Below are 14,959 nucleotides of genomic sequence, written 5' to 3'. Positions count from 1 at the left end.
CAGATCTCCGATATTTCACGGCTGGTGGCGTCGATGACCCGGGAGGTCGCCGATTTTCCGGAGCCCGGTGTGCAGTTCAAGGACCTGACGCCGCTGCTCGCCGACGCCGCCGGGCTCTGCGCGGTCACCGACGCGCTCGCGGCCAGCGCTGCCGGGGCGGACCTGGTGGCCGGCCTGGACGCACGTGGCTTCCTGCTGGGCGCGGCCGTCGCGACCCGGCTGGGCATCGGTGTGCTCGCCGTGCGCAAGGGCGGAAAGCTGCCGCCGCCGGTGCACAGTGCCACCTACCAGCTGGAATACGGCACGGCGACCCTGGAGATCCCCGCCGAGGGGATTGATATCGCCGGGCGTGACGTTGTCATCATCGACGATGTGCTGGCCACCGGCGGGACATTGGGAGCCGCGGTCAAGCTCCTCACGGCCAGCGGCGCCCGGGTGACCGGGGCCGCGGTGGTACTGGAGTTGACCGAATTGCGCGGCCGCGGCGCGGTGGCACCCCTGCCGGTTAGCAGCCTGCACACGGTCTGAGAGATATCCTCGAACTCTGGATGAACAGGTGGGGATGAACAGCAGGAGGTGACGGCGATGGCCGACGATCCCGGTACCGCTCAAGCCGTGCAGTCTCCACCGACGCCGCCCGCGCCGACCCCGGCCGACGTTGCCAAGACCAGCGCGTCGCGCCGCGTGCGCGCTCGGTTGGCCCGACGGATGACGGCGCAGCGCAGTGCCGTGAACCCGGTGCTCGAGCCGTTGGTGGCGGTGCACCGCGAGATCTACCCGAAGGCCGATCTGCAGCTGCTGCAGCGCGCCTATGACGTCGCCGACAAGCGGCACGCCGACCAGATGCGCAAGTCCGGCGATCCGTACATCACCCATCCGCTGGCGGTGGCCAACATCCTGGCCGAGCTCGGGATGGACACCACGACGCTGGTGGCCGCGCTGCTGCACGATACGGTCGAGGACACCGGCTACACGCTGGAGGCGCTGACCGCCGAGTTCGGCAGCGAGGTCGGCCACCTGGTCGACGGCGTCACCAAGCTCGACAAGGTGGTGCTGGGCTCGGCCGCCGAAGGCGAGACCATCCGCAAGATGATCATCGCGATGGCCCGCGACCCGCGCGTGCTGGTGATCAAGGTCGCCGACCGGCTGCACAACATGCGCACTATGCGCTTCCTGCCGCCGGAGAAGCAGGCCCGCAAGGCCCGCGAGACACTGGAAGTCATTGCCCCGCTTGCCCACCGGCTGGGGATGGCGACGGTCAAGTGGGAACTCGAAGACCTGTCGTTCGCGATTCTGCACCCCAAGAAGTACGAGGAGATCGTGCGTCTGGTCGCCGACCGGGCGCCGTCACGCGACACCTATCTCGCCAAGGTGCGCGCCGAGATCGGGGTGGCGCTGTCAGCCATGAAGATCAACGCGGTCGTCGAGGGCAGGCCCAAGCACTATTGGTCGATCTACCAGAAGATGATCGTCAAGGGTCGCGACTTCGACGACATCCACGACCTGGTCGGGGTGCGGATCCTCTGCGACGAGATCCGGGACTGTTACGCCGCGGTCGGCGTGGTGCACTCGCTGTGGCAGCCGATGGCGGGGCGTTTCAAGGACTACATCGCCCAGCCGCGATACGGCGTCTACCAGTCGCTGCACACCACCGTCGTCGGCCCGGAGGGCAAGCCGCTGGAGGTGCAGATCCGCACCCGGGACATGCACCGCACCGCCGAGTACGGCATCGCCGCGCACTGGCGGTACAAGGAAGCCAAGGGCCGCAACGGGGTTCCGCATCCGCACGCCTCTACCGAGATCGACGACATGGCCTGGATGCGCCAGCTTCTCGACTGGCAGCGGGAGGCCGCCGACCCGGGCGAATTCCTGGAGTCGCTGCGGTACGACCTTGCGGCCCAGGAACTCTTCGTGTTCACCCCCAAGGGGGACGTGATCACCCTGCCGACCGGCTCCACCCCGGTGGACTTCGCCTACGCCGTGCACACCGAGGTGGGGCACCGCTGTATCGGCGCGCGGGTCAACGGCCGGCTGGTGGCGCTGGAGCGCAAGCTCGAAAACGGGGAAGTGGTCGAGGTTTTCACCTCGAAGGCACCCAACGCCGGGCCCTCGCGCGACTGGCAGAGCTTCGTGGTGTCGCCCCGCGCCAAGGCCAAGATCCGGCAGTGGTTCGCCAAGGAGCGCCGCGAGGAAGCTCTCGAGTCCGGCAAGGACGCCATCGCGCGCGAAGTCCGGCGTGGTGGACTTCCGTTGCAGCGCTTGATGACCGGCGAGACCATGGGCGCGCTGGCCCGCGAGCTGCGCTACACCGATGTGTCGGCGCTCTACACCGCGGTCGGTGAGGGTCACGTCTCGGCGCGCCATGTGGTGCAGCGGCTGCTGGCGCAGTTCGGCGGCGACGACGCGGCCGAGGACGAGCTCGCCGAGCGGTCCACCCCGGCGAACATGCCGGTCCGGCAGCGCACCACCGATGACACCGGTGTGGCCGTGCCGGGTGCGCCCGGTGTGCTCACCAAGCTGGCCAAGTGCTGCACGCCGGTGCCCGGCGACACCATCATGGGCTTTGTCACCCGCGGCGGCGGAGTCAGCGTGCACCGCACCGACTGCACGAATGCGGCGTCGCTGCAAGAACAGTCGGAGCGCATCATCGATGTGCAGTGGGCGCCGTCACCGTCGTCGGTCTTCCTGGTGGCGATCCAGGTGGAGGCGCTCGACCGGCACCGGCTGCTCTCTGACGTCACGCGGGTGCTGGCCGACGAGAAGGTCAACATCCTCTCGGCCTCGGTCACCACTTCCAACGACCGGGTGGCCATCAGCCGGTTCACGTTCGAGATGGGTGACCCGAAGCACCTGGGTCATCTGCTGAGCGTGGTCCGCAACGTCGAGGGTGTGTACGACGTGTACCGGGTCACCAGCGCGGCCTGAGCGAGAAGGTCCTCGTCGGCGCCATGCGGCGCGGAGATCAGCAACCCGATCGGCAACGGTATGCCATTTCGCGCAAGTGGCAGGGATATCCCGCACGTGCCCAGGTAGCTGAGAGCCATCGTGGTGCGCAGTGTGCTGGCGTTGGCGGAGTCGTATCGGTCCTCGCAGGCCAGCAGTGCGTCGACGGTGGGCGGCTCGTGGCGCACGGTCGGGCACAGCAGCAGGGCATCCTGGAGTTCCGCGCCGAACTGGCGGCGCAGCGCAGGCATCGCCGCGCGCACCGGGCCGGTGTCCAAATGCGCATTGTGCCGCAGGCGTCGTCGGGTGGCCGACTCGATGCCGGCTGCGCAGGCCAGATGACCGTAGCGCTCATACGCCTCGGCTCCGACGAGCGTGCCGTGGGTATCCAGCAGTTGCTGAGCGGTGTCCAGCGCGGCGATGCGTCGGGTGGTCACCGAAAACCCTTGGCTCCGTAGCGCGTCGATCGCGGCTGCGAACGCGGTGCGCACCCCGGGTGTGCAGTCATCGACCCATTCACCTGCCGGGATGACGTACCGTGGGGCATCACCGGCATGGGGCCGCGGTTGGCCACCCGCCAACAACCGATCCAGGGTGCGGATCAGTCCGACGTCGGTCGCCAGCACTCCGACGCAGTCCAGCGTCGGGGATAGTGGCGCGAAGTCGTTGGGGCCGTAGCGGTTCCGGCTGGCGCGAAAGCCGACGCAGCCGCAGAACGCCGCCGGAACGCGTACGGAGCCCGAGGTGTCGGTGCCGACTGCCAGTGGCGCGACACCGGTGGTCACCGCGACGGCGGAGCCCGACGACGAGCCGCCCGGCACCAACGCGGCGTCGATCGGATTGATCGGGGTCCCGAAATGCCGATTGACACCGAGCCCGGAGAACGCGAACTCGCTGAGGTTGGCCTTCGCGATGGTGACCAGTCCGAGCCTGCCGGCCCGGCGGACCAGGGCACTGTCGACCCGCGCGGGGGATCGGTGCGCCGCGACCGCCGATCCACAGGTCGTGGTGGTGCCTGCGACGTCGAAAAGGTCCTTCCACACGATCGGCGTCCCGTCGAGTTCGCTGCGTGCTCGTCCGGCGCGGCGCCGGGCGTCACTGAGCTCGGCCTCGTAGACCGCGCGCTGGGAGGTGGTCGTGATCAGTGCCGATCGGGCCGCCGCGGTGGCGGCCCGGGCCAGCGAGCGCTCACATCGTTCCGCGGCGATGTGGGACGTCATGCGTCGACGCCGCCGGTCACCGGTGTGCGGGACGGGCCCGCCGCCGAGGTGTCGGACAATGCGCGCCCGCGGGTCTCCTCACCGAGGAGCACGGTGACCACAAGACCGATCACGTTGACGACGGCCAGAAGCCACATGACACCGCCGAGTCCGGTGCCGGTGAGGACGAGCGGCAATACGAACGTGCTGATGGCCGAGCCGATGCGGCTGATCGCGACGACGGTACCGGTGGCGCTGGCCCGTACTGCGGTGGGAAACAGCTCATTCGGGTAGATGATCTCGATGAAATTGCACGCCCCTGACGTGATCTCGTACAGCGCGAGCATCGCGAACAGGACGACGGCGGGCGCCTGCGGGTTGGTGGCCATGACGACGAACGCCGCACTCATGACGGCAAAAGTCCACAGCAGCAACGGTTTGCGCCCGATCTTGTCGACCAGCAGAAGTCCCGGGACGCCACCCACCAGAAACAGCACGCTGATCACCAACTCGGCCACGTACACGTTGTGTTCACCGACGCCCATCTGCGCGAGGATGTCCGGCCCGAAGGTGTACACCGCGAACAAGGGAATCACGTGCGCGGTGAAGAACATCCCGACGAAGATGACCCTGCGCAGATAGATGCCGCGGAAGAGCTCCGAATACGACGTGGCGGGCGGCTCAGCCGGGATGAGCGACGTGTCGGCCTGGGGACCCCAGACTTGTCGGCATACCTCGAGTGCCTCGGCCTCGCGGCCCTTGCTGAGCAGCCACCGCGGCGATTCCGGTGTCCCGGCGCGCATCAGCAGGGTGATGATGCCGAATACCGCCGGGCTGGCGAGCATGAACCGCCAGGCGTCAGGGCCCAGCGTCGACAGCACCCAGCCCACCGCCGCCGCGGCCGCTGCGCCCGCTGCCCACACCACGAACAGCGAGCCGAGCAGCCTGCCGCGGTAGCGACTCGGGATGAACTCGGCCAGAAGCGAACTGGCGATCGGATAGTCCGCGCCGATTGCCACGCCGAGAAGGAACCGCAGGATCACCAACTGCCACGCGTCGGTCACGAATGCCGAGGCGATGGACACCACGACCAACACGGACAGGTCGGCGATATACATGACCTTGCGGCCGACGCGGTCGGTGACATAGCCGAAAACCAAGCCGCCCACAAAGATTCCGATCAGGGCCGCGGCCCCCACCAGTCCTACGCTGACCGAGTCGAGGCTCAACTGGCTCTTCATGGAGACGAACGCGATGCCGATGATGGTCAGCGCGAATCCGTCGAGGAACGGTCCGCCTGCAGAGAACACGGTGAGCCGCTTGTGAAAGGCGGTCAACGGTCCGTCGTCGATGACGTGGGACATCACAGCTCCTCCTGGAAGAGTGGCTGCAGACGGGCGAAATGTGCTGCGGTGCGGGCGAGCGGGTCGAGCCGGGCGATCTCCACCCGGCCGTCGGCATCCAGTACGCGACGGTCGAGGTGGAAGGCAACCACCTCACCGATCACCAGCCGGTCGCTGCCGGGCTGAACGGTGCTGTGCAGGCGGCATTCCAGGCTGATAGGTGATTCCGCGAGCCGCGGCGGCCGGACGTGGCGGCATGGCAGCGGTGTCACGCTCGCCAGCTCGAATTCGTCGACCGACGCGTCGACCTGCACACTGGTGAGTTCGACGGCCGACGCCATGGCTGCTGGCGCGATGTTGACCACGAACTCACCCGTGGCTTCGATGTTGGCGGCACTGTCCTTGAGTCGGCCGGTGGCCAGGTATTCGAGGCTCAGCAGTACCAGCGGCGGCTGGGACGACACCACCGTGAAGAAGCTGAACGGCGCCAGGTTGGCGACGCCGTCTGGGCTCATGGTCGACGTCCAGGCGATGGGCCGCGGCACCACGGCCGCTTTGAGCAGCCCGAAAGCCTTGCGCGCCGACAGTTCTGCGGCATCGATGACTGTGACATCCAGGCAATCCATAGGTCTCCTTCGCTTGGCCGCGGCACGGGGCCAGCGGGTTGTGACCGTGAACACTAGGTAGGTCCGCGGATGCGGCGATATGGACGAATATCCATCGGTTGCACCCCAGCGGTGGAGAAACAACCATTGGGCGAGGGCCGCCGGGCTCGCTTGAATGGCGAGCTATGGAGTTGACCAACACGACAAGTAGAACGACGGTGCCCGCCGGTTCCGGTCAGGCCGTGACCCTGCGGCAAGGGGATCGGCTGCGGGTGATCGATGCCGAAGGCGGTCAGGTCGGCGATGTATTCGCTTACACGACAGGCGATATGGCCGAATATCTGAGCGCGTCGCATACCCGCACCACAACCGGCAGACTGTTTCCCCAGGTGGGGGAAAACTTCGTCACCAACCGGCGCAGGCCGATCCTGGCATTGGTGGACGACACCTCACCGGGCATCCACGACATGCTGATCGCCGCGTGTGACACCGAACGATATCGTGCACTCGGCGTTGCGGGTCATCCATCCTGCGCGGTGAATCTGCGAGATGCCCTGGGACAGCTGGGGTTGAGTGCAGTCGACGTACCCCAGCCGGTGAACGTGTTCATGAACATCCCGGTCGCCGACGGCGGTGCGCTGTCGTGGTTGCCCGCCGTGAGCCGGCCCGGCGACGCCGTCGTATTCGAAGCGGTCATGGACTGCGTGGTGGTGGTGTCGGCGTGCCCCATGGACCTCAACGGCATCAACGGGCATCGCCCCACGCCGCTCGTCATCGAACTGACACGAGTGCAGGAGAAGATCGCATGACCACCAATCACACGCAGACGCGGCACCCCGCGCTGAGCGCGGTGCACCTCGGCGCGCTGAGGCTGACGAATCGGTTTGCCGTCGCACCGATGACCCGGGTGTCAGCCGCGCCGGACGGCACCCCAACCGAAGCGATGGCCGACTATTACGCCGAATTCGCGCGTGGCGGTTTCGGTTTGGTGATCACCGAGGGCATCTACACCGACACCACCCACAGTCAGGGCTATCTCAACCAGCCCGGCCTGGCCGTCGATAGCCATGTGACGGGCTGGCGCCGGGTGACCGCGGCGGTGCATGCCGCAGGTGCTCCGATCGTGGCGCAGCTCATGCACGCCGGAGCGTTGTCGCAGGGCAACTCGCAGAGTGCCGGCACCATCGCACCCTCGGCCGTGCGCCCGCCCGGTGCGATGCTCGAGGAGTACGGCGGCTCCGGTCGGTGGCCCACGCCCCGAGAGATGGATCACGATGACATCGATGCGGTGGTCGCAGAGTTCGTCGCCGCAGCGCAACGCGCCCGCTCCGCCGGCTTCGACGGCGTCGAAATCCACGCCGCCAACGGGTATCTGCTCGATCAGTTCCTCACCACCTATACAAACTGCCGAGCCGATGGGTACGGCGGTAATGTGCAGAACCGCATTCGGCTCACCGCGCAGGTTTTGGCGGCGATCCGAGCGCGGATCGGCATGGAGGTATTGATCGGGGTGCGGCTGTCGCAGACCAAGGTCAACGACTTCGCGTACCGCTGGCCCGGTGGGGTTGACGAGGCCGAGGTGATCTTCGGTGCCTTGTGCGGTGCCGACTATCTGCACATCGCCAGCGAGGGCCGTGACTTCATCGACACCGCGCGGTTAGGCGATGGGCGCACCATCACGGCGGTCGCGCGTGAGGTGACCGGGCTTCCGGTGATGGCCAACGGCGGCATGCACGACCATGGGCAGGCTGCTGACGTGCTCGACGGCGGGCATGCCGACCTGTTGTCGGTCGGTCGTGGGGCGTTGGCGAACCCCGACCTGCCGCAGCGTCTTTCGGCCGGGCAAGCGCTGGATCCGTTCGATCACGGCATGCTCTCGCCGATGGCGACGATCGCCAACGCCCGGGTCTGGCGGGCCGACCGGTGACGGCGCCGTGGCACGGCGGCGCGAGTGCGGTGGCCACCTTGACCTTCGACGTCGATGCGGAGACACCGATCCTCGCCGAGGGGCACCACTATGGCGCACACATGATGGCGATGTCGCACCAGTCCTACGGGCCGGACGTCGGCGTGCCGCGCATCCTCGACCTGCTCGACGAATTGACCGTACCCGCCACCTTTTTCGTGCCAGGGTGGGTTGCCGAACACCGGCCCGGGCTGGCGGCGTCCATCGTTGAACGCGGACACGAGGTCGCCCACCACTCTTACAGTCACCGCTCGCCGGTGGCCATGACCGCCGCCGAGGAACGCGCCGACTTCGAACGGGCGCTGGCCGTGTTCGCGGCTCAGGGCATCGATATCGCCGGTCACCGTGCCGCGCTGTGGGGTGCCAGTTGGCAGACTCCGGGGCTCATCGCCGAACACGGCCTGCGCTACGACTCCTCCCTCATGGGCGACGACCGGCCATACCGGCTCACCACCGATGCCGGGCCGATCGTGGAGCTGCCGGTGCACTGGTCCCTGGACGACTGGGAGCAGTACGCCTACCTGCCCGATCCCCACATCGGTGCGGTGATCGAATCCCCAGTGAAGGTGGCCGAGATGTGGCGCGCGGAGTTGGATGGCATGCGGCACTATCGCTGCCTGTTCAATCTCTGTGTCCACCCGTTCCTTTCGGGTCGTCCGGGCCGGATGCTGGCATTGCGCGGATTCATCGAGTACGCCCTTGAGTGCGGCGACGTACGGTTCGCCCGCTGCCGCGATGTCGCCGAGGCGGTGTGTGCGGACCCGGCGCTCGAACCACGCACGGTGACACCGCCGTTGGTCGATCCCGCCGTGTACCCGGCGTAGCCCGGCTAACTCAGCGCGTCGGCCTCCAACGCCAGGAACAGGTCGACGCGGTCTTCCAGGCGTGTGACGTCGCGGCCGGTGAGCTCGTTGATCCGGGCGACGCGGTTGCGCAGCGTGTTCACATGGACATAGAGCGCTGCGGCGGTCTTGGCCCAGTGCCCGTCGTTGCCGAGAAACGTCCGCAGTGTGCGTTCCAACTCGGTGCCGTGCTGTTCATCGTGAACGCGCAGCGGGCCCAGGATGTCGTCGGCGAACCGGCGCAGCACCGACCGGTCGTGCAGGCCAAGCAGCATGCGGTGGGTACCCACGTCGGCGTAGGTGCCGACGCGGGATTCGGTTGAGCGGCGCCACATTACGTGGCAGACCTCTCTGGCCCGGATCAACGGATCCCGCAGCCCGGTGGCGTCGACGGCGAGATCTCCGACGCCGATGACGGTGCGGTCGGCGGGGAACCGGGTGGCCAGAGCCCGGATCAAGTGTTCGGCCAGCGGTACCAGGCTTGCGGAATCCTGGTGCCAACCGAACACCACGACGGTGTCCTGGCTGCCAGGGATCACCACGGCCGCAATGCCGCGATGGCTGAAGAACGCCTCGATCTCGTCGGTCGAGCCGACCGGCCGGAGCTCGTCGTTGCCGACCACCACGGTGTAGACCGCCAGCGGCGCCGACGGGTCGATCCCGAACGCGCGCAACCGTTCCGAGACCTCACGAGCGCGGGCCGTGCCGGACAGCACCATCTCGAGCAATTCGCTGGAGAAGCGGGATTCGATCGCCTGCAGCGCCTGCTGGCGGGTGACTTCGAGGCTGAGGTAACGCGCCGCCTGCTCGAGCGCATCTTGTTCGGCCGGCCGCAGCGCCGCCAGTGGACGCAGGCAGAACAGGCCGGCGTCGATATCGCCCATCGCACCCTCGACGAGATAGACCGCAGCGGTGCCGATTCCGGGCACCTCGAGTTCCAGCGGCGGCGGGTGGCGGTTCAGGGCGTCGACCGCGACGTGGATCTGCGCGTCGTCGACGACGGTGCCCGCGAGCCGCCGGCCCATGCGGTCCACCACCAGTAGCGGCAGATCGTGGTCGCGGCGTAGCACATCGAGGATGCCTTGGGCACCGCCGCCTCTGGAGATCGAACTCGCCAGCGCGTTGCCTCGACGCACCAGCCGGGACAGGGCCGACTGGCGGGCCTCGGTCTGCATGCGGGCGGCGGCCTGGGTGATGGCCGTGAACGGCACCGCGATAGACACCGCTGCAAGCGGTAACTCGGCGGCTGCGCAAGCGTCGACGAGATCCGTTGGGGTCGTTGGTGTCTGGTCCGTCAAACCGTAGATCAATCCCGATGCCCGGGCGCGTAGCAGGGCGGCGACGAAGTCGGCGGACGTCACCGTGCTGTGCCAGAGGCCGTTTGTCAGTACCAGTTCCGTGGCGCGGATGTAGGGCGACGGGTCGGGCAGCTCGGTGTTGTGCAGCCACAGCACTTCACGGTCGAGGGCGCCGGGCGGGCCGGGCACCAGAAGCGTCAACTCCAGCGTCGTGTCGTCGATCAGCGCGCCCAACGTCAGCATCGGTGTGCATACATCCAATCGTGTTGGTAGATCATGGATGTTTATACACTCGTTGCGGGGTGTCCGCGGTGTTTCGATGGGCGGAATCCGATACGTGAGGAGCCCTGGATGTCGACCCGACCGACCACACCACTGACCGCACCCGCGCCACCGCCGACGGCCGGGGTGCCGTTCGACGCCCACGGCATCGAGCCGATCGGCGCCGAAAGCCGTGACTGTTCGCCGTGGGAGCTGTTCTGGATCTGGTGTGGCGCCAACATCGCACCTATCAACTGGGTGCTCGGTGCGTTGGGCATCACCCTGGGCCTGAGCCTCGTCGAAACACTGATCGTGGTGGCCGTCGGCAATGTCGTCGGCTGCGCCGTGTTCGGGGTGTTCAACGTCATCGGGCATCGCACGGCCGTGAACCAGATGGTGCTCGGGCGTGCCGCGTTCGGCTTGTCGGGGGCGGTCGTGCCAGGCCTCGTGCAATTCCTGCTGACGATGGGATGGGTCGGAGTCAACACCTGGGTGGTGCTCGACCTCGTGATGGCGATGCTCCGGGAATTCGGGTTGACGGGTGGCATCTGGCTGAAAGTGGTTGTGGCAGCGGCCATCATGGCTGCCCAGCTGGGGCTGGCGCTGTACGGCTTCTACGCGATTCGCAGCTTCGAGAAGTACACCGTGCCGGCGACGGCGCTGGTGATGGCGGTCATGACGGTGCTGGCCCTGGTGACCACCGACGTGCACTGGTCGTTGGCGGGGCAGGCGATGAGTTCGGGGGAGAAGTTCACCGCGGTCACGCAGTTGCTCACGGCCATCGGCATCGGCTGGGGATTGACGTGGATTCCCTACGCGTCGGACTACAGCCGCTTCGTGCGGGTGTCGGCGTCGTCGCGGTCGGTGTTCTGGTCGTCGTCGTTGGGCATGTACGTGCCGACCGTGTGGCTGGCCGCCCTCGGTGCCTGCCTGGCCAGTGCCGGTGGCGGCAGTGATCCGTCGGCGCTGGTGGTCTCGACGTTCGGGGTGATGGCGGTGCCGGTCCTGCTCCTGCTCGTGCACGGGCCCATCGCGACGAACATCCTGAACCTCTATTCCTGCTCGCTGGCGGCACTGTCCATCGGCGTTCGGGCGGCGCGGTGGAAGGTGACATTGGGCGCCGGACTGGTGGCTTCGATCGTGCTGGCCGTGTTCGTGGAGGCGGACAGCTTCGCGCAGGCCTTCGACAACTGGATGGTGTCGATCCTGGTCTGGATCAGCCCGTGGGCCGCGATCATGGTGGTGGACTACACCGGGGTGCGGCGCGGTGTCCTCGACGTTGCGGGGCTGTATCTGCCCGCACGCGAATCCGCTTATGCCCGTTGGAATATGGCCGGGCTGGTGAGCTTGGCCGCTGGGATCGTGGCCGGTTGGGCATGGCAGTACGGCTTGGTGCCGGCCATGCAGGGTCCGGTGGCCACCGCGCTGGGCAACACCGATTTCTCCTGGCTGTCCGGCAGCGTGGTGGCCGGTGGGCTGTACTGGGCGCTGCGCCGTCGCACCGTCACAACTGCGGCGTAGGCCGGCGCCGGATGAGCCAGACGGTGGTCACCACGATGACCGCCAGCAGGTCGACACCCGCGACGATGATGGGCACGCGCATCAACGCGGAGAACCGTGTCGCCGAGAGTGTCGCGGGCTCGGACGAGTCGAGGGTGAGGACCACCGGCAACATGCCGGCCTGCAGTGTGCCGGCCAGCTCGCGCGCAGTGTCGGCGGTGAAGCCGCCGCTGATCTGGGTGCGGCCGCCCGGGATGGCTTCGCGGATCTCCGGGGCGCTGACCACCCGGGTGTCGAGGGTGAAGGCGGTTTGGGTGCCGATGTTGGCGGCGGTGAAATCCGCCCACGTACGCGCCCCGGAGTCGTCGAACTCGAGGTCGACGACGTGCTGACCGTTGTGGTCGTCCCAGTGCGACGTCGCGCGGCGGACATTCGACCCGGTCAGAATCGACTTGTCGAGCAGATAGACGGTCTTGCCGTCGGTCGAGCAGGTGACCAGCGGCAGCTTCGGATCGTCATGGCCGGCGAGCGAGTCGTCGTCACCGCAGCGGGTGGCCTGGAACTGCAGCGCCAGGATCTGGATCGACGGATTGGTGCTCTGCCGCAACTGCTTCTCGTCGGCGCTCCGCGCCGGATCGGCGGGTTTCGGTGGCGAGGTGGGGGTCGCTGGCGCACCGCCGGATTGCGCGGGGATCGCGTGGATCACCGGCCGGATGGCGAGCTGGCCCATCCGCGTGAGGTCCGCAACCACGTCGGGCCCGCCGGCCGGCACAGTGGCCACCACGTTCGTGCCGTCGACGGTCACAGCGGCACCGGGGACCTTGAGCCCGTCGAGTCGGCGCTGCACGACGTTGACGGCAGCGGCCAAGGCGTCGGGTGGCGGCGGTGCACCATCCGTGGTGTGTGCGGCGAAGGTCAGCCTGGTGGCGTCCCTGGTCTGCCAGATGTTCCTGCTCGCGAACACGGCCAGCCCGTAGCCGAGGACGGCGAGCAGGAGAGCCAGTACTACGAGAGCGCGGGGCACCGCGGTGGGCCGACCGGGTGGTTGCTGCGGATACATCGGTCAGTCCAGCCGGGCTGAGGTGATGGTCACCGGAGTGGCCGGCTGCCCGTCCTGCCCGCCTCCGGCAATGCCGCCCGCGGCGATCTTGTCGAGGGTGGCCAGCCCGGTGGCGTCGATGGTGCCGAACTTGGTGTAGTTCGGCGGCAGCTGCGAATCCTGGTAGACGAGGAAGAACTGGCTGCCGTTGGTGCCGGGCCCCGCGTTGGCCATGGCCAGGGTGCCGCGCGGATAGAGGATGGGCTGCTGCAGCGCGGGATCACCCGGCGGGTACTGATCGACGGGGTATTCGTCGGCGAACTCGTAACCGGGCCCGCCGGTGCCCGTTCCGGTGGGGTCACCGCACTGCAGGACCGACAGGGAGCCCGAGGTCAGCCGGTGGCACGGGGTGTTGTCGTAGAAACCCTGCTGGGCGAGGCTCGCAAAGTTGTTGACGGTGCACGGGGCCTTGGCGTTGTCGAGCTGCAGGCCGATGTTGCCCTGGTTGGTGGTGATGCTGGCGCTGACGGTGGCCGGGACGGTGGGAACCGTGCCGGCGCGGGGCGGCGTATTCGGCTTGTCCGCCGCGCCGGAGGCCGGGTATTGGCAGTTGGAGCCGGCGGTGGCCCGTGGTGAGGGCGATGGCGGCAATGTCCCGGTCGGTGGTGGCGGACCGGTCGGTTGCGCGGTCGGGGACGGATACGCCGTGGCGCTGCTGTCGATCGCCCCTTTGAGTTCCCCGAGGAAACCGGCGGTGAACACGCTGGCTGCCACCACGAGGACCACCGCGAGCACGGTCAGCGCCGTGAAGAGATAGCCCAGCACGAGGCCGACGATCGCCAGGCCGCGGCCCTGTTCCCCGGTGCGGCGGATCTGCGACAGCGAGATGTGCCCGAAGATGATGCCGAGCGGCGCGAACAGGAATCCACAGATCAGCGCCGCGATCGCCAGGCCGTTGGTCGGCCGCGGCGGCTGGGGGTACCCGACCGGCGGGGGCGGATATCCGGGCTGGTATCCGCCCTCCGGCGGTGGGGTCGTCACGGGCTAGTCCAGCAGGACGGACTTCAGCTCGACGTCGGTGGCCGGCTTGCCGTCCTGACCGCCACCGGCCACGCCGGCCGCCGCGATCTTGTCGAGGGTGGCCAGTCCGGTGGCGTCGATCTTGCCGAACACCGTGTAGTTCGGTGGCAGCTGCGAGTCCTTGTAGACCAGGAAGAACTGGCTGCCGTTGGTGCCGGGGCCGGCGTTGGCCATGGCCAGGGTGCCGCGCGGGTACAGCACCGGCTGCTGCAGCGCAGGGTTGTCCGGCTGGTACTGGTTGGCCGGGTATTCGTCGGCGAACTGGTAGCCCGGGCCGCCGGTGCCCTTGCCGGTCGGATCACCGCACTGCAGCACCGAAAGGCCGCCGGTGGTGAGCCGGTGGCACGGAGTGTCGTTGAAGTAGCCCTGCTGGGCCAGGCTGGCGAAGCTGTTGACGGTGCACGGCGCCTTGGCGTTGTCGAGCTGCAGGCCGAGGTTGCCCTGGTTGGTCGTCATGCTCACGCTGACCGTTGCCGGATCGGTGGGCACCTTGCCGGTGCGCGGCGGGTTGACCTTCTTGCTGGCCTCGCCGGTCGCCGGGTACTGGCAGTCCGCGCCGAGGTTGGCCGGGGCCACGAACGCCGGCAGCTGGCCGTTGGCGGCGGGCTGAGCCGCTGCGGACGGGGTCGTGGTGGCGGCCGAGGCCGTGGTGCTGCCCGAATCCCGGTTGACGACGTAGATGCCGACGCCTGCGCCGACAACCACGATGGCGGCCACGACCGCGCCGACGATGGTCAGCAGGCGGCGCTTGCGCTCCTGGGCTGCGCGACGCTCCAGCTGGCGTTCGAGCTTGCGCTTGGCCGTCGCTCGTCGTTGTTCGTTGGTGGGCACCGCGTTCGTCCTCTTCCTCGTGTGCACGTCAGGGGATGTTCCGATTCGCATC

The 14,959-nt window shown here is 68.0% G+C and carries 13 protein-coding genes; 6 read left to right on the top strand and 7 right to left on the bottom strand.

The genetic code is table 11. The features are described 5' to 3' along the window. The first annotated feature begins 3 nt into the window (after window positions 1-3). Window positions 4-528 (top strand): adenine phosphoribosyltransferase, encoded by a 525-nt coding sequence (locus BTO20_RS19325; protein WP_197514967.1) that lies wholly within the window; start codon window positions 4-6, stop codon window positions 526-528. 57 nt (window positions 529-585) lie between these two features. After that, window positions 586-2,925 (top strand): RelA/SpoT family protein, encoded by a 2,340-nt coding sequence (locus BTO20_RS19320; RefSeq protein ID WP_087082375.1) that lies wholly within the window; start codon window positions 586-588, stop codon window positions 2,923-2,925. Here the strand turns inward: BTO20_RS19320 and BTO20_RS19315 are convergent. From BTO20_RS19315 to BTO20_RS19305, 3 genes are read right to left on the bottom strand one after another with little or no spacing between them, the layout of a single operon-like run. Further along, on the bottom strand, window positions 2,856-4,163 hold the full coding sequence (locus tag BTO20_RS19315) for an amidase family protein (RefSeq protein ID WP_087077882.1): 1,308 nt from the start codon (window positions 4,161-4,163) through the stop codon (window positions 2,856-2,858). The two genes, BTO20_RS19320 and BTO20_RS19315, sit on opposite strands and share 70 nt — an antisense overlap. Beyond that, window positions 4,160-5,506 (bottom strand): MFS transporter, encoded by a 1,347-nt coding sequence (locus tag BTO20_RS19310; protein ID WP_087077881.1) that lies wholly within the window; start codon window positions 5,504-5,506, stop codon window positions 4,160-4,162. Before BTO20_RS19310 ends, BTO20_RS19315 begins: the two co-directional genes overlap by 4 nt. Beyond that, the gene (locus BTO20_RS19305) at window positions 5,506-6,111 is read right to left on the bottom strand and encodes a flavin reductase family protein (protein WP_087077880.1); all 606 of its coding nucleotides are present in this window, start codon (window positions 6,109-6,111) and stop codon (window positions 5,506-5,508) included. Before BTO20_RS19305 ends, BTO20_RS19310 begins: the two co-directional genes overlap by 1 nt. A 197-nt stretch (window positions 6,112-6,308) precedes the next feature. Here BTO20_RS19305 and BTO20_RS19300 point away from each other — a divergent pair, with 197 nt between their 5' ends. The 3 genes from BTO20_RS19300 to BTO20_RS19290 are packed head-to-tail and all read left to right on the top strand — an operon-like array spanning window position 6,309 to window position 8,880. Then, on the top strand, window positions 6,309-6,899 hold the full coding sequence (locus tag BTO20_RS19300; RefSeq protein ID WP_232490767.1) for a DUF1989 domain-containing protein: 591 nt from the start codon (window positions 6,309-6,311) through the stop codon (window positions 6,897-6,899). Next, window positions 6,896-8,017, top strand: a complete 1,122-nt coding sequence (locus BTO20_RS19295; protein WP_087077878.1) for an NADH:flavin oxidoreductase — start codon at window positions 6,896-6,898, stop codon at window positions 8,015-8,017. The genes BTO20_RS19300 and BTO20_RS19295 overlap by 4 nt, the downstream gene beginning before the upstream one ends. Then, window positions 8,014-8,880 carry a polysaccharide deacetylase family protein gene (locus BTO20_RS19290; protein WP_087077877.1) on the top strand — a complete coding sequence of 289 codons (867 nt, stop codon included), beginning with the start codon at window positions 8,014-8,016 and terminating at the stop codon, window positions 8,878-8,880. The genes BTO20_RS19295 and BTO20_RS19290 overlap by 4 nt, the downstream gene beginning before the upstream one ends. A 5-nt stretch (window positions 8,881-8,885) precedes the next feature. Here BTO20_RS19290 and BTO20_RS19285 read toward each other — a convergent pair whose 3' ends face one another. Then, window positions 8,886-10,439: a helix-turn-helix domain-containing protein gene (locus BTO20_RS19285; RefSeq protein ID WP_087077876.1), complete on the bottom strand. Its 1,554-nt coding sequence runs from the start codon at window positions 10,437-10,439 to the stop codon at window positions 8,886-8,888. A 108-nt stretch (window positions 10,440-10,547) separates the two neighbouring features. On the opposite strand from BTO20_RS19285, the gene BTO20_RS19280 reads away from it, so the two are divergent. Beyond that, window positions 10,548-11,978: a cytosine permease gene (locus BTO20_RS19280; RefSeq protein WP_087077875.1), complete on the top strand. Its 1,431-nt coding sequence runs from the start codon at window positions 10,548-10,550 to the stop codon at window positions 11,976-11,978. Here the strand turns inward: BTO20_RS19280 and BTO20_RS19275 are convergent. Genes BTO20_RS19275 through BTO20_RS19265 form a run of 3 tightly spaced genes read right to left on the bottom strand, consistent with a single transcriptional unit; the run spans window position 11,962 to window position 14,907 of the window. Then, a complete protein-coding gene (locus tag BTO20_RS19275; protein WP_087077874.1) occupies window positions 11,962-13,017 on the bottom strand; it encodes a SecDF P1 head subdomain-containing protein in 1,056 nt (351 codons plus the stop codon). The two genes, BTO20_RS19280 and BTO20_RS19275, sit on opposite strands and share 17 nt — an antisense overlap. A gap of 3 nt (window positions 13,018-13,020) precedes the next feature. Next, a complete protein-coding gene (locus tag BTO20_RS19270; RefSeq protein ID WP_087077873.1) occupies window positions 13,021-14,037 on the bottom strand; it encodes a peptidylprolyl isomerase in 1,017 nt (338 codons plus the stop codon). Between the two features lie 3 nt (window positions 14,038-14,040). Next, a complete protein-coding gene (locus BTO20_RS19265) occupies window positions 14,041-14,907 on the bottom strand; it encodes a peptidylprolyl isomerase (RefSeq protein WP_087077872.1) in 867 nt (288 codons plus the stop codon). Window positions 14,908-14,959 lie beyond the last annotated feature (52 nt).

The organism is Mycobacterium dioxanotrophicus (genome assembly GCF_002157835.1).
Classification (GTDB): Bacteria; Actinomycetota; Actinomycetes; order Mycobacteriales; family Mycobacteriaceae; genus Mycobacterium; species Mycobacterium dioxanotrophicus.
The sequence above is the reverse complement of the archived record's forward strand: the minus strand, read 5'-3'. Positions and strand labels throughout refer to the sequence as shown.

What these genes read in the sequence shown, in the direction of transcription:
- BTO20_RS19280 (WP_087077875.1), top strand. Translation starts at nt 10,548, where the DNA reads ATGTCGACCCGACCGACCACACCACTGACCGCACCCGCGCCACCGCCG.
- BTO20_RS19310 (WP_087077881.1), bottom strand. Translation starts at nt 5,506, where the DNA reads ATGTCCCACGTCATCGACGACGGACCGTTGACCGCCTTTCACAAGCGG.
- BTO20_RS19305 (WP_087077880.1), bottom strand. Translation starts at nt 6,111, where the DNA reads ATGGATTGCCTGGATGTCACAGTCATCGATGCCGCAGAACTGTCGGCG.
- BTO20_RS19285 (WP_087077876.1), bottom strand. Translation starts at nt 10,439, where the DNA reads ATGCTGACGTTGGGCGCGCTGATCGACGACACGACGCTGGAGTTGACG.
- BTO20_RS19275 (WP_087077874.1), bottom strand. Translation starts at nt 13,017, where the DNA reads ATGTATCCGCAGCAACCACCCGGTCGGCCCACCGCGGTGCCCCGCGCT.
- BTO20_RS19320 (WP_087082375.1), top strand. Translation starts at nt 586, where the DNA reads ATGGCCGACGATCCCGGTACCGCTCAAGCCGTGCAGTCTCCACCGACG.
- BTO20_RS19315 (WP_087077882.1), bottom strand. Translation starts at nt 4,163, where the DNA reads ATGACGTCCCACATCGCCGCGGAACGATGTGAGCGCTCGCTGGCCCGG.
- BTO20_RS19295 (WP_087077878.1), top strand. Translation starts at nt 6,896, where the DNA reads ATGACCACCAATCACACGCAGACGCGGCACCCCGCGCTGAGCGCGGTG.